Source organism: Bacillus sp. XT-2, assembly GCF_025696525.1.
Taxonomy (GTDB): Bacteria; Bacillota; Bacilli; order Bacillales; family Bacillaceae; genus Bacillus; species Bacillus halotolerans.
This window is the reverse complement of the sequence record NZ_JAHVOC010000001.1, coordinates 111579-125071: the sequence shown is the minus strand read 5'-3', so window position 1 is coordinate 125071 and position 13493 is coordinate 111579. Positions and strand designations below refer to the sequence as shown.

Annotated in this window: 13 protein-coding genes; 2 read left to right on the top strand and 11 right to left on the bottom strand. The window is 44.8% G+C overall.

The annotated features are described in order from the left end of the window. Position 1 precedes the first annotated feature (1 nt). Both KXD37_RS00715 and KXD37_RS00710 read left to right on the top strand, forming a co-directional pair. Positions 2 to 646 carry an acetoin utilization AcuB family protein gene (locus KXD37_RS00715; RefSeq protein ID WP_024122509.1) on the top strand — a complete coding sequence of 215 codons (645 nt, stop codon included), beginning with the start codon at positions 2 to 4 and terminating at the stop codon, positions 644 to 646. Next, on the top strand, positions 643 to 1809 hold the full coding sequence (locus KXD37_RS00710) for an acetoin utilization protein AcuC (RefSeq protein ID WP_106020269.1): 1167 nt from the start codon (positions 643 to 645) through the stop codon (positions 1807 to 1809). Before KXD37_RS00715 ends, KXD37_RS00710 begins: the two co-directional genes overlap by 4 nt. An 11-nt stretch (positions 1810 to 1820) precedes the next feature. Here KXD37_RS00710 and motS read toward each other — a convergent pair whose 3' ends face one another. From motS to KXD37_RS00655, 11 genes are all read right to left on the bottom strand, one after another. Further along, complete coding sequence (gene motS / locus KXD37_RS00705; RefSeq protein WP_106020270.1) at positions 1821 to 2549, bottom strand: flagellar motor protein MotS; 729 nt, start codon at positions 2547 to 2549, stop codon at positions 1821 to 1823. After that, complete coding sequence (gene motP, locus KXD37_RS00700) at positions 2539 to 3357, bottom strand: flagellar motor protein MotP (protein WP_024122512.1); 819 nt, start codon at positions 3355 to 3357, stop codon at positions 2539 to 2541. Before motP ends, motS begins: the two co-directional genes overlap by 11 nt. A 69-nt stretch (positions 3358 to 3426) precedes the next feature. Beyond that, positions 3427 to 4431 (bottom strand): catabolite control protein A, encoded by a 1005-nt coding sequence (ccpA, locus tag KXD37_RS00695; RefSeq protein ID WP_024122513.1) that lies wholly within the window; start codon positions 4429 to 4431, stop codon positions 3427 to 3429. Positions 4432 to 4712: 281 nt separating this feature from the next. Beyond that, positions 4713 to 5789 (bottom strand): bifunctional 3-deoxy-7-phosphoheptulonate synthase/chorismate mutase, encoded by a 1077-nt coding sequence (locus tag KXD37_RS00690; protein ID WP_024122514.1) that lies wholly within the window; start codon positions 5787 to 5789, stop codon positions 4713 to 4715. Positions 5790 to 6023: 234 nt separating this feature from the next. Then, entirely contained in the window at positions 6024 to 6350 is a 327-nt protein-coding gene (gene ytxJ / locus KXD37_RS00685; RefSeq protein WP_105953383.1) for a bacillithiol system redox-active protein YtxJ, read from the bottom strand. 24 nt (positions 6351 to 6374) lie between these two features. After that, a complete protein-coding gene (locus KXD37_RS00680; protein WP_044153829.1) occupies positions 6375 to 6830 on the bottom strand; it encodes a YtxH domain-containing protein in 456 nt (151 codons plus the stop codon). A gap of 30 nt (positions 6831 to 6860) precedes the next feature. Next, entirely contained in the window at positions 6861 to 7280 is a 420-nt protein-coding gene (locus KXD37_RS00675; protein WP_024122518.1) for a DUF948 domain-containing protein, read from the bottom strand. Positions 7281 to 7442: 162 nt separating this feature from the next. Further along, complete coding sequence (murC, locus tag KXD37_RS00670) at positions 7443 to 8741, bottom strand: UDP-N-acetylmuramate--L-alanine ligase (RefSeq protein WP_024122519.1); 1299 nt, start codon at positions 8739 to 8741, stop codon at positions 7443 to 7445. Between the two features lie 246 nt (positions 8742 to 8987). Continuing rightward, on the bottom strand, positions 8988 to 11897 hold the full coding sequence (locus KXD37_RS00665; protein WP_263463129.1) for a DNA translocase FtsK: 2910 nt from the start codon (positions 11895 to 11897) through the stop codon (positions 8988 to 8990). Between the two features lie 160 nt (positions 11898 to 12057). After that, positions 12058 to 12663: a YtpR family tRNA-binding protein gene (gene ytpR, locus KXD37_RS00660; RefSeq protein ID WP_151174445.1), complete on the bottom strand. Its 606-nt coding sequence runs from the start codon at positions 12661 to 12663 to the stop codon at positions 12058 to 12060. A 16-nt stretch (positions 12664 to 12679) separates the two neighbouring features. Continuing rightward, on the bottom strand, positions 12680 to 13489 hold the full coding sequence (locus KXD37_RS00655) for a DUF1444 domain-containing protein (RefSeq protein ID WP_024122522.1): 810 nt from the start codon (positions 13487 to 13489) through the stop codon (positions 12680 to 12682). Positions 13490 to 13493 lie beyond the last annotated feature (4 nt).

The following is a 13493-nucleotide window of genomic DNA, read 5'->3' as shown; positions in this document are numbered from 1 at the left end:
AATGATTGTTGAGCAAATCATGAAAAAGGATGTCATCACATTAACGAAAACGGATACGCTTGAAACGGCAATACACAAGCTGAAGGAATTTCATATCAGGCATTTGCCTGTTATTAATGAAGACCGCCATGTGATTGGGATGATTACAGACAGAGATATGAAACAGGCCAGCCCCAGCATATTTGAAGAAAGCAAACGCAGCCGTTTTCTCACACGAAGCGTTGAATCCATTATGAAAAAAGACGTCGTGTGCGCCCATCCGCTTGATTTTGTTGAAGAAATATCAGCAGTTTTCTACGAGCACGGCATCGGCTGCCTTCCAGTCGTGCAGCATCACAAGTTAATCGGCATTCTGACAAAAACCGATTTGCTGCGGACTTTTGTGAAGCTGACAGGCGCTGACCAGCCCGGATCGCAGGTTGAGATAAAAGTAAATGACATCACAAAAAGCCTCGCCGATATCAGCAGCCTCTGCCAAAGACTTCAGGTAAAAATACTGAGCGTTCTTGTCTATCCCCATGACGATTCCGGCGCAAAAGTGCTTGTATTCCGTGTCAAGACGATGAATCCGCTGCCGTTTTTGCAGGAATTGCAAAAAAACGGGCATCTCATCGTATGGCCGTCAGAGCACAGGGATCAGCTATGAGGGACAGTGTGTTTATTTATTCTCCCTCTTATCAGACTTATATGTTTCATCAGGAGCACCCCTTTAATCAGCAGCGTGTTCTGCTGACATATGATTTGCTCAAATCGATGGATGCCTTTGACGAGGGGGATATCGTCAGTCCCCGGCTTGCGGCGGAAGATGAGCTGGCTCTTGTACATACGGACGATTATATTCAGGCAGTACAGCTTGCCGGCGCCGGAAAACTTCCACCCGAAGAAGGGGAAAGCTACGGGCTCGGCACTGAAGATACACCCGTCTTTGCAGGCATGCATGAAGCTGCCTCACTATTAGTCGGCGGAACCTTAACAGCTGCGGATTATGTCATGTCTGGACAAGCACTGCATGCTGCCAACCTTGGGGGAGGCCTGCACCACGGGTTTCGCGGAAGGGCTTCTGGATTTTGCATATACAACGACAGCGCTGTAGCGATTCAGTATATTCAGAAAAAATATCAAGCCAAGGTGCTGTATATTGATACGGACGCCCATCACGGAGACGGTGTGCAATTTGCGTTTTATGATAATCCCAACGTATGCACCCTGTCCATTCATGAAACGGGACGATATTTATTCCCCGGAACCGGTCAGATTCAGGAAAAAGGCAGCGGAAAAGGCTACGGATATTCCTTTAATATCCCGCTTGATGCTTTTACGGAGGATGATTCATTTATTGAGGCTTACCAGACAGCAGCTTCAGAAATCGCCGCTTATTTTCAGCCGGATGTGATTATCAGCCAAAATGGAGCTGATGCCCATTACTACGATCCTCTGACGCATTTGTCAGCAACGATTGCCATTTACGAACAGATTCCGCGGCTCGCTCACGCTTTAGCGCATCAATATTGCGGCGGAAGATGGATCGCCGTCGGAGGAGGCGGATATGATATTTGGCGTGTGGTGCCCCGTGCCTGGGCCCGAGTATGGCTTGAAATGAAAGGGATCGATCCGGGACATGACATCCCATCTCAATGGATCGCAAAATGGCAAAAGCAATGCCCAGTCACCCTTCCGTCCAGCTGGAGCGATCCCGCCGATTTATATCCGCCGATTCCACGCAAGCCAGAAATTACAGAAAAAAATGCCCAAACCGTCAGCAAAGCGTTATACGCGATTCGATCAGAGCGTCAGGAAAAAACAAAATAAAAAAACGACCTTCACGAAGAGGTCGTTTTTGATTTTTTGATGACGATTTCTACACGTCTGTTTTCCTTCATGTGTTCATTTGTTTTGTTATCCTTTACAGGCTTTGTATCCGCATAGCCAACAGCGATAAATCGCTTCGACGGGAGTTTCTCTTTTGATGTGAAATATTGAATCACTCCGCTTGCACGTGCTGCGGATAGCTCCCAGTTGGACGGATACCTGTACGTTGAAATATTTCGGCTGTCTGTATGGCCCTCCACCTGAATATCATTTGGAATAGTCTGAAGAAGAACTGAAATTTGGTGAAGAAGCGTTTCGGCATTTTCCAACACTTTAGCCTCGCCTGAATCAAACAGCACCGCTTCCTGAAGAACGAGCACGACACCGCGTTCATCCCGCTTTGCTGTCATTTTCGCCTTCAGCTGGTGCTCTTGAATGTATGTATTCACTTTTTGCAGCAGTTGATCCTGCTGATTCTCTTGCTTCTTTGCATCGGCTGACGGCGTGTCTTTTTGATCGATGGCTGTCTGGTCTGGCTGAAGCCCGCTGCCTTCCTTTTGAATCGAGTTCACCGCTGCTTTAAATTTCTGCAGATCAATCTGCGACATCGAAAAAAGTAAAATAAAGAACACAAGGATCAGCGTAACCAGATCTGTAAAGGTGACCATCCAGCCCGAGGATGATTGATTGTTTTTCCCGTTTCCATTCCTTCGTTCAAAGCGGTCTCTTCTAAGCTTCATGTACAGATCCCTTTTTTGTCTTTACTTGATTATGCTGCTTCCGCCATTCTTCCCGAGAACTGAAAACGACGAGCTGGCTTTCCAGATTGCGCGGATTTTTTCCGGATTGTATCCCGATGATACCTTCCACCATCACCTGTTTGATGAAGATTTCACTTTCTGTTTTTTCTTCGAGCTTAGCCGCAATCGGGTTAAATACCATGTTTGCCAGCAATGATCCGTATAAGGTCGTCAAAAGTGCAACAGCCATATTCGGACCGAGCATATCAGGGTCATTTAAGTTTTTGAGCATCAGCACCAGCCCGACCAGTGTCCCGATCATGCCCCACGCCGGAGCGAATTCCCCCGCCTTCTCCAAAACACGCCGGCCTTTGCGGTGCCGTTCCTCCATTGCTGCAATTTCTGAATCCATGACAAGCCGAATCGTTTCTTCATCCCAGCCGTCAACCGCCAGAAGCAGCCCCTTTTTCAAGAATGGATCTCTGATTTCTCTGGCCTGGTCATCAAGTGATAAAAGCCCATGTTTGCGCGCATGATCGGAAAGGGAAACGAAGGTTTTCACAAGATCTTTTACATTGTCTTCCTGGCGGATAAATGCCTGCTTTAACACAGTGGGCGTTTTTTTCAGCTCTCTCGGCGGAAAACTGATAAAAACAGCGGCGCAAAGCCCTCCTGTTACGATAAAGAAAGAAGTCAGATCTAGAAAAGAGCGGAAACCGCTTACTCCCGATCCGGAAATAATTCCAATCACAATAATAATTGTTCCTAACACAAAACCAACAGGTGTAAGATAATCAAAACGTTTCATCATTTCTCCTCACTCATACGAAAAAAGCAAGAATCCACCCTAGAGGTGAAGCTTGCTTTCTTGTTTTTCTTATGACTTGGTTGACTGTCTTAACTCTATACGATGCGGCAATTCGACAATATGCTCTTCCACCGGCTCTTTATTCATGAGCTTTGTCAGCAGTCTCATGGCAACCGCGCCAATATCATACGTCGGCTGAACTACTGTTGAAAGCTGCGGCCGAACCATCAAGCTTAATCTCGTATTATCAAAGCCGATAATGTCGAGATCCTCAGGAATGGAAAGGCCTTGATCCTGTGCGGCATGAATAATGCCGAGCGCCATTTCATCAGTTGCGGAAAGAATCGCTGTCGGTTTTTTGTCCAGGCTCATGAGATGCTGAAGCGCCTCAAGTCCGGAATCATACGTGTAATCACCTTCAGCGACAAATTGTTCATTAAACGGAAGATTCGCCTCTTCAAGCGCCCGTTTGTAGCCTTGCAGTTTCTTTGAGCGGTTGATCGGTTCTGTCATCGGGCCGGAAACAAACGCGATATCAGTGTGCCCCTTATCAACCAAAAGCTTCACCGCGTCATAAATCGCCTGCTCGTAATCAATTGCGACTGATGGTGTTTCACCTTGCTCTTCAACAGAAGCGGCAAGCACGATCGGCACTGGCGAACGCTTAAATTCCGCTACATGCTCGTCCGTAATGTTTCCGCCCATAAATACGATGCCGTCGACCTGTTTGCCGAGCATTGTGTTTAATAAGTGCAGCTCTTTCTCCAAGTTTTGGTCAGAGTTGCTCAAAATGATGTTATATTTATACATTGTCGCGATATCTTCAATTCCGCGCGCAAGCTCTGAATAGAAAATGCTTGAGATATCAGGAATGATGACACCTACAGTTGTTGTTTTTTTGCTTGCAAGCCCTCTTGCCACCGCGTTTGGACGGTAGCCGAGACGGTCAATGGCTTCCAAGACTTTTTTTCTCGTTGTCGGTTTTACATTCGGGTTTCCATTCACGACACGGGAAACGGTTGCCATGCTTACATTAGCTTCTCTCGCTACGTCGTAGATCGTAATATTGCTCATCCTAAAACCACTCCTTTTACTGGATACACTTATCCTTATCTATAGCATAAACACTTTATGTAGAGAAATGTCATAATGTCCGAATTTATGTCGTTTATGATTTGTAAGCGTAAGTCAGTAGTCTACATTATTTTTCATTATTCATCAAATTTAAATACTTCTCATGAAATTATACACGTTTTTATAGATGATGAAAACGTATACTTGAGTTTTATAATTAAATAAACGAGAAAGCGCAAAAAAAGGCCGCATATGCGGCCTTTTGTATTGATCTCATTCCATTAGGCGTTGACTTTCACCATTGGTTTCAGTTCATTCAGCCATTTTTCGAATTCAGGGATCGCCATTTGCTGAGCAGAGTCAGAAAGTGCGACTGATGGATCAGGATGAACCTCTGCCATTACGCCGTCAGCACCGATCGCCAAAGCGGCTTTAGCTGTCGGAAGAAGGAGGTCGCGGCGGCCTGTTGAATGCGTCACATCAACAAAGACCGGCAAATGCGTTTCCTGTTTCAGAATTGGCACAGCTGAGATATCGAGCGTGTTTCTCGTTGCTGTTTCGTATGTTCTGATACCGCGCTCACAAAGGATAATTTGATCATTGCCTTGTGCCATAATGTATTCAGCTGCATTGATGAATTCCGAGATCGTTGCAGCAAGTCCGCGTTTCAGAAGGACAGGCTTTTTCACGGAACCTGCAGCTTTCAGCAATTCAAAGTTCTGCATATTACGCGCACCGATCTGAATTACATCAATGTAGTCAAGCGCTTCTTCAATATGAGCCGGAGTTACGATTTCGCTGATAACAGCCAGATCAAATTCATCCGCTACACGTTTTAAGATTTGGAGTCCTTCTACACCGAGGCCTTGGAAATCGTATGGGCTCGTACGAGGCTTAAAGGCTCCTCCGCGAAGAATTTTAATCCCTTGTTTTTTAGCAGCCGCAGCCACTTCCGCCACCTGCTCATAGCTCTCAACCGCACATGGTCCGACGATAAATCTTTGCTGGCCGTCTCCGACTTTTTCACCTTTGATATCAACGATTGTATCTTCAGGTTTTTTCTTACGGGAAACAAGAAGCGCTTTGCTGTGATCTTCCTCCTGAAGCTCTAAACCTGCTTTAAAGATTTCTTTAAAAATGTGCTGGATAGTAGAATTTTCGAATGGTCCGTCATTGTTTTCAATGATTTTATTTAACATTGTGCGTTCTCTGACAGGATCAAAGCGATTGACACCTTGCGCTTCTTTCGCTTTACCGATCTCTTTCACAACATTTCCGCGCTGGTTGATTAATTTTAAAATTTGCAAGTTTAATTCGTCTGCCTGCTGCCTTAGAAGCTCTAATTCTGTGTTGCTCATTTTTTTCATCCTTTCCCTGCACATTCATTTTTTATTTTGTAGTTAACATGCATCTTACTATAAGTAAAACCAAATGGAAATACTGAAATACAAAATTTTAAAAAAAGTCTACTTTATTACCCAAACGCTTTTAAGTGATAAAGTAATGTATGATGCTATCGTACATGATGTGAAGAAAATGATCAATAGTTTTTTTCAAAAAAAAAGCGCCAGATCATATCTGGACGCTTTTTTCTAGGACAGATGCTGCTCAATCGCCGCTTCTGTAATTTGTGAATGTGAGGTATGCCACTTTACTTCACCGTTTTGGATCACGAAAACTTGAGGGCTTTCGTGCTTGACTCCGTATGTTTCTGCGATGAAATTTGACAGGGGCCGTGCCTCTTGCACTTGCAGATAGTAAGCCGGCACTTCTTCATGCTGATTTGCAAAGGCATTAAATTCTTGAAATGCGGCTTGGCTGATCGGGCATGTTAAGCTGTGCTTAAAAAACAAGAAAGTGTCTTCCTTTTCTGCAATACGCTTAAACTCTTCCTCAGATTGAATTAGCTGTTTTGCCATTAGTCAAGTCTGCTCCTTCCGGGCTCAGCGGTTGATGTGCTCGGCCTGTTTTTGTGCATCTTTCAGCTCGTCTTTTACGTCTTCTTTCGTTTGGAGGACTTGATCTTTTGCTTCGTCAGCCGCCTGCATTGCTTCATTTTTCATATCTTGCATAGCAGATGATGACTCAGTATTTGCAGATTTTGAACGGTCTCTTAAATCTTTGACCTTGTTCATGATCTGTCCTGACTGATCGGCGACAAGCTGTGTGATGTTAGATGTTTTGTCTTTTGCAATGCTGACATATTGTGTGCCTTTTTCTTTTGCATCTGCCGTCATTTTATCTGTTTTATCCCGCAGAGCAACAGCTTGATTTCCGAGATCGTCGCGTAGTTCTTTCCCAGATTTAGGTGCTAGGAAAAGCGCAGTGGTGGCTCCGATGATTCCTCCGATTAAAGTACCGATTAAAAAATCTTTACTATTAATTCCATCTTTGCTCATCATTATTCCTCCTCAAAGTGTTTTTCTCTCTTAAAGAGCTGATTTCTTTCGCTTCCACTTCTCCCAAATTTCCATTGCTGCTTGGCTCCAGGTGACAACCTGATTGATTTTATCTTGGTTTTCTCTCACTGATGCCGATACAGACCCTGCCGCCTGCTTCATTGATGTATTGAACTGCTGCACAGAGGTTCCCACCCCTTGAACAGCATGAACGACCGTGTTCAGCTTTTCTGATTTTTCCTGAATATCTTCAGCCAAGCGGTTGGTCTTATGTAAAAGCTCGGCAGTTTCAGTGGTAATGCCTTTCATTTGTCCCTCCAGCCCTTCGAGCGTGGATGCAACATGTTTTAATGTCAGCTGCAGTGACTTTAGTGTTTTAGACAAATAGATCACTAAGACGAGAAATGCTACTGCGATTAGTGCAACGCTTAAATAAAGAATGATAATCATCTTAAACCTCCTTGCTGCAGGATATACTGCTGTTTACCCGATTTGTAAAATCATAAACATATCTGTTGGGCTGTATACATATTATTCTCCATTACATTTGAAAAATCCTTTAAGAGGATTTCTCTTCAGATAAATAAAAAGCAGTGAAATCACTGCTTTTTATTATGCCATGACGTTTTCGTAGGCTCTCATATATTTTTGGATATCTCCTGCTCCCATAAAGATGAGAACGGCTTTATCATGAGCTTTTAAAACAGATGTATCATCTTCTGCAATCAGCTTGGCATTATTAATTTTTCCCTGCAGGTCGCCGATCGTCAGCTTTCCTGCGTTTTCCCGGGCTGACCCGAAGATGTCGCATAAATACACACAGTCTGCCCCGCTCAGGCTTTCAGCAAATTCATCAAGGAATTGCTGTGTCCGCGTAAATGTATGAGGCTGGAATACCGCAACGATTTCACGATCAGGATATTTCTGTCTTGCCGCCTCAATCGTCACTTTTATTTCTGTCGGATGATGAGCGTAATCATCAATTAACACTTGGTTTCCGAGCTGTTTCTCATTGAATCTGCGTTTGACGCCGCCAAATGATTTAAGGCCATGTTTAATAACGCTGGCGTCAATTTCTTCATAATGGCACAACGCGATGACCGCCAATGAGTTCAATACATTATGATGGCCATACGCAGGAATATAAAATGTGTCATAGAATGTATTGCGGACAAAGACATCGAAAGTTGTCCCTTCTGTGCTTTTTACAATGTTTCTCGCTTGAAAATCATTTTCTTCTCCTGTGCCGTAATAAACGACAGGCACATTCGCATGGATTTTCGGCAGATACTCATCATCACCGCAGGCAATAATGCCTTTGTTAACTTGAAGAGCCATTTCCTGAAAAGCGTCAAACACATCGTCAATATTTGAGAAGTAATCAGGGTGATCAAAATCAATATTCGTCATAATCGCGTAGTCAGGCTGATAGCTTAAGAAATGGCGGCGGTATTCGCACGCTTCAAATACGAAGTATTCGCTGTTTTCATTTCCTTGGCCTGTTCCGTCCCCGATTAAGAAAGACGTCGGTTTTGCGTTTTGGATAACGTGAGCCAGCAGCCCCGTAGTCGACGTTTTACCGTGCGCACCAGTAACCGCGACACTGGTGAATTTTTTCATGTAGTCACCTAAAAACTTATGATAACGAATCACCGGAATTCCGTCAGACATCGCTTTTTCAATCTCAGGGTGCGTGTCTGGGAATGCGTTTCCAGCGATAACTGTCATGCCGGGTTTGATGTTATCCGCGCTAAAAGGAAGAACAGTGATGTTTCTTTTTTCAAGCGCCGTTTGTGTAAAAATGAATTTTTCGATATCCGATCCTTGGACAGTATATCCATTATCATGAAGTATTTGGGCAAGCGGACTCATACCCGTCCCTTTTATTCCAACAAAATGATAAACAGTCATAATTGTACCTCCAACAAACGTCTATCTGTTCCCCAGTATATGACGTTCATTTCAATTTGCGACCGCGGCGGCTGAAAAGCCGCCTGACGGCGTATCCTTATATTTTTTGTTATGTTCAGTATCCGGTTATTTCTTTCCGATTAAACCTAAATATCACGATTTCTATGCCCATTTGCTGTAAAGCGGCATAGCTGTTAAATGCTCTATCCATTATCATACCATGTTTGCTGTGAAAATGAACCTATATTATTCGTTTATTAAATCACTTGCAGTGATCAGCACCTCTCGAGGCTTGCTTCCTTTCGCCTCAGAGATCATACCTTCCGCTTCCATCATATCAATCAGCCTTGCAGCCCGATTATATCCGATTCTGAATCTTCTTTGCAGGCTTGACGTGCTTGCACTGTTTTGCTCAACAACAAATTCGCACGCCTCATAAAACAGCTCATCCTCTTCCTTTAAGGCAGAGCCTTGTCTGACCAATTCTTCCTGTTCGAATAAATAAGCTGGCGGCAGCTGGTTTCTGACATGGGAAACAACACGGTCAATTTCTCGGTCCGATACAAAGTTGCCTTGGAGACGGACCGGTTTTCCAGAACCGTTCTCCAAAAAGAGCATGTCTCCTTTGCCGAGAAGTTTTTCCGCACCTGCCATGTCAATGATTGTTCGGGAATCAACCTGGCTGGAGACAGAAAACGCAATTCTCGTCGGGATATTCGCTTTAATCAGACCGGTAATGACATCGACTGACGGACGCTGAGTCGCGACAAGCAAATGGATTCCGCAGGCTCTTGCTTTTTGAGCAATCCGGGCAATGCTTTCTTCTACATCATTTGGAGCTACCATCATCAAATCCGCAAGCTCGTCAATGACCACAACTAAATACGGCAATTTTTCGCCCGTTTGGTGATCAGAGGTTAATTGATTGAAACGGTCAATATCGCGAACACCGGAATGGGCAAACAGTTCATAGCGGCGCTCCATTTCCTCAACGACCCATTTTAAAGCAGCTGTAGCCGCTTTGGCGTCGGTAATGACAGGGCTGACGAGATGAGGAATTTTGTTGTAAGGCGCAAGCTCTACCATTTTCGGATCAATCAGCAGCACCTTCACTTCACTCGGATCAGCTTTATAAAGCAGACTCACTAAAATCGTATTGATGCACACGCTTTTTCCCGATCCTGTAGCTCCGGCAATAAGACCGTGCGGCATTTTCTTCAGATCAATGACAACAGGATTCCCCGAAATATCCAATCCAAGTGCTGCCGTAAGCGGTGACGTGCTCGTCCTGAAAGCAGAGCTGCGAATCATTTGGCGCAAATCAACCACCTTGCTCGTGCGGTTCGGCACTTCAATTCCGATCGTGTTTTTCCCCGGAATCGGCGCCTCTATTCGAATATCTCTGGCGGACAGGCTGAGTTTAATGTCATCAGACAGGTTGGTGATTTTATTCACCTTTACACCCGGTTCAGGGTGTACTTCAAATCTTGTGACTGACGGCCCTTGCGTTACATGAACCACATTGGCCCGAACGTTAAAGTTTTTCAAAGTTAAATCAAGCAGCTGACGCTGGTTTTCTATCCACGCAGTATCGTCCTGAACTTGTGCTGGCGGCACATCAAGCAGTGAGACATTTGGGAACACATAGCTTCCGCGGCGCTCCCCTGCTTTTTGCTGTTTATGCGCATCGCTTTTCAGCATCATAACATTAAAAGGAACAGACGGTCCCTTCTGAAGTGCTGGACTTCGTTCAGGATTGTTACTCGACTTCTCGGTTCTGTTCTGCTGTTCTGCTGGGGCCGTGCGTCTTTCACCCGCAGGACCTTCTTCCTCCCGGCTTTCATCCGCCGCAGAATAGGATGGAGAATCCTCTTCTGTGCTATGTTCGGGTTCTGGATAGTCATTTATCTGGGCCGCGGTTGCTTCAGGCTGGCTGTTTTCCTCTATCACTTGAGCTGATGCAGCTTCCGGAATAATTTCTTCGTGAGCAGCTGTATGGCTGTCTGACAGTTCCTCTGCTTCTTGCCCGGCATCTGCCACAGTCTCTTCCTCGTATCGTTCATTATGCAAGAAAGGCTTTTCATGCTCATGGAATTCCATTTCTTCTGCTGGGGCTGAGGTGTCAGCAGTTTCTGGAACAGCTTTTTCACGAACGTTTCCTTCGTTGGCTGACGGCTCTTCTGCCTCAGTTTCAGCACCTGTCACAGCCTCTTCCCCATATCGCTCATCGGGTAAGAAATGCTCTTCCTTTTCAGGCTCTTGGTTTTCCGTTTGTTCAGCTTGAGTTGAGACGGTGTCAGCAGTTTCCGGAACAGCTTCTTCGCGGGCATATCCTTCGTTACCTGACAGCTTTTCTGCTTCCATTCCGGCACCTGTCACAGTCTCTTCCCAAGATTTTTCTTCGCGCAAGAAAGATTCTTCCTGCTGCTTCATTTGTTCTGTTTCTTCTGACCGCATCTCAGCAGCTTTTGGAGCCATTTCGTCTCCAGCGTTTACTTTTTTGTCTGACAGCTCCTCTGCTGAGTGCTTTGCCATTGTTTCATTCGTACTTTTAAGGACGCCAGAAGGCTGTTCTTCGAATCGGTCATATGAAAAGAGAGGCTCCTTCTTCTGTTGCTGCGGCGGCCGGTCCGGCATTGGATAGCTGCGTTCGCGTTCGATTTCTTCTGAAAGCAGCGTTACCTTCTCTTCTACAGGTTCCGGCTTTTTTTGCACACCTTTTTTCTCCGCAGATTGTTTCGGCACGTCCTTTTTCACAGATGGTTTTTGATTAAATCCATATACAGGCGAAGGTATATTTGTCGGTTTAAAAGGTTTCTTGGCCGGCTCTGATTTTTCATATGTATGATGCTCTTTTTCATTATTTGTGCGGTCTCTGTGCTGAGCAGCGCTCGAACGAGGCTCCGCTTGCGGTTCCTCCGATGGCGGGCGGCGCCTTCTCAAATCATTTTTTTGATATCCGTCAGGCACAACCGGAAAACGGAACTTGCCTTTAGGATATTCGTAATATATTTTAGGATCTTCCAATCGTTTTAATTGTCCTTCGGAGTGATGCGATTCTGGCTGTTTCGGAATTTGAGCAGGTTTTGTCTCCCGTTCAGCGTCCTCTTCACTCTCTCCTAAAAACAAATCAAAAAATTTATGAAGCCAACTCATAATTCATCTCTAACTCCCTTATAGTTTTCTGGGACGATTTTTAGTATACCACTGCTTGTCGGCCCAGAAAAGATTAAGCTTTCAGCAAAACAAAGCCGCTAAACAAGGGCTTAGCGGCTTTTTTTACATGATTCGATTTTTTCGGCGTATTTATGGGAGTCTAAAACTGAAATGCGTCTCCAGCCTCATGGTCTCCTTCTAATACAAGGATTCCTTTTTCAGCCGGAGCGTCAGGCAATGCAAGCTCTTTTGCGGAGCAGATCATTCCGCTCGACGGTACGCCCCGAAGCTCAGCATCCTTAATGACGAGTCCGCTCGGCATCACAGCGCCGACTTTGGCAACGACAACTTTTTGACCTTGATCAACATTAGGCGCGCCGCAAACGATCTGAAGCGTTTCATCTCCTACGTTGACTTTACATACGCTTAATTTATCCGCATTTGGATGTTTTTCTTTTGATTCAACATATCCGACAACAAACTTTGGCGATAAATCAACGACTAATGTTTCTTCAATGCCGTTTCTGTTTAGCATTTCATTCACATCTTGAACGAATGTTTCTGAAAGGGCAACAGGGCCGTTTTCATCAATGGTTAAGTATGAAGACGCGTTAAAGATGTTAAAACCCGTCGTTTCATTTGTTTCGCTATTGAAAATTTTGACGACGTCGCCGTGTTTTTCATAGCCTACTTGCTCGCGCGTTACGTCTTTTAGAGAGATCAGAAGTGTATCTCCCACACCTTCTTTATTATAAAAAGCGTTCATAAGTAAAAAATCCTTTCTAATCCTTTTTCGGACGGCTTTTTGCCAAGATAAACACCGGCTCCAGCTTTCCTTCATTGTACAGGAAAGAAAGCGCCGTAATCGGAACGGTGCCGCCTGCAAAGAAGCTCATCGACATTTGTCCTAAAATATCATACCCTGATTCATTCCGAATGTCAGCAAGTATCAGAACGTCCTGATGCGGAACAGAGATCGCGAGCTCACCTTTAGCATTTTGTTTATACTCATTTAAAATCGCTTCGTTCAGAATCCGGCTGGCGTCGTAACCGTCATTTGCTCTGAAGAAGTAAAAGAGATTGCCGGCAACTGTATCCTCTTTGACAACCGTCGGCAGAGAGCGGAGGTTAAACGCAGCCGTTTCTCTGATCCGCTCCCTTGTCCAGTTTTCTTTCTCCAGCATGCGCTGATCAATTAAACGATAGGTTTTGCCCAGATCAAGCGCATAGTAAATTCTTGTTTCTGCGGTATGATCGTCATAAATAAGCGGAATCTCTTCGCTGGACTTGTCCGGAAAAGAGGTTGAGCGGATGACCGGATAAATGCGGCTTTCCTTCCCGGTTATTTCCTGCGACTTCCCTTCCATAGCTGTCATGGCTTCTGATACATAGTAAACGATCTCGTCAATGGCTTCGTCTTTTTTCAGTTCCCATTTTGCAATAATCGGCGGCAGGTCGAGCGTAATTCCTTTTTTAGTTGTTTCATCCTCAACACGGAGGGTGTCTTTTTCTCTGTCAAATAAAAAGGAGCGATTCTCGTGCTGAAGGCGCTGTTTCAATATGTCTGACAGCTTCCTTGAGGTCATTTTCAAACCG

What these genes read in the sequence shown, in the direction of transcription:
- KXD37_RS00715 (WP_024122509.1), top strand. Translation starts at nt 2, where the DNA reads ATGATTGTTGAGCAAATCATGAAAAAGGATGTCATCACATTAACGAAA.
- KXD37_RS00710 (WP_106020269.1), top strand. Translation starts at nt 643, where the DNA reads ATGAGGGACAGTGTGTTTATTTATTCTCCCTCTTATCAGACTTATATG.
- motS (WP_106020270.1), bottom strand. Translation starts at nt 2,549, where the DNA reads ATGAAGCTTAGAAGAGACCGCTTTGAACGAAGGAATGGAAACGGGAAA.
- motP (WP_024122512.1), bottom strand. Translation starts at nt 3,357, where the DNA reads ATGAAACGTTTTGATTATCTTACACCTGTTGGTTTTGTGTTAGGAACA.
- ccpA (WP_024122513.1), bottom strand. Translation starts at nt 4,431, where the DNA reads ATGAGCAATATTACGATCTACGACGTAGCGAGAGAAGCTAATGTAAGC.
- KXD37_RS00690 (WP_024122514.1), bottom strand. Translation starts at nt 5,789, where the DNA reads ATGAGCAACACAGAATTAGAGCTTCTAAGGCAGCAGGCAGACGAATTA.
- ytxJ (WP_105953383.1), bottom strand. Translation starts at nt 6,350, where the DNA reads ATGGCAAAACAGCTAATTCAATCTGAGGAAGAGTTTAAGCGTATTGCA.
- KXD37_RS00680 (WP_044153829.1), bottom strand. Translation starts at nt 6,830, where the DNA reads ATGAGCAAAGATGGAATTAATAGTAAAGATTTTTTAATCGGTACTTTA.
- KXD37_RS00675 (WP_024122518.1), bottom strand. Translation starts at nt 7,280, where the DNA reads ATGATTATCATTCTTTATTTAAGCGTTGCACTAATCGCAGTAGCATTT.
- murC (WP_024122519.1), bottom strand. Translation starts at nt 8,741, where the DNA reads ATGACTGTTTATCATTTTGTTGGAATAAAAGGGACGGGTATGAGTCCG.
- KXD37_RS00665 (WP_263463129.1), bottom strand. Translation starts at nt 11,897, where the DNA reads ATGAGTTGGCTTCATAAATTTTTTGATTTGTTTTTAGGAGAGAGTGAA.
- ytpR (WP_151174445.1), bottom strand. Translation starts at nt 12,663, where the DNA reads ATGAACGCTTTTTATAATAAAGAAGGTGTGGGAGATACACTTCTGATC.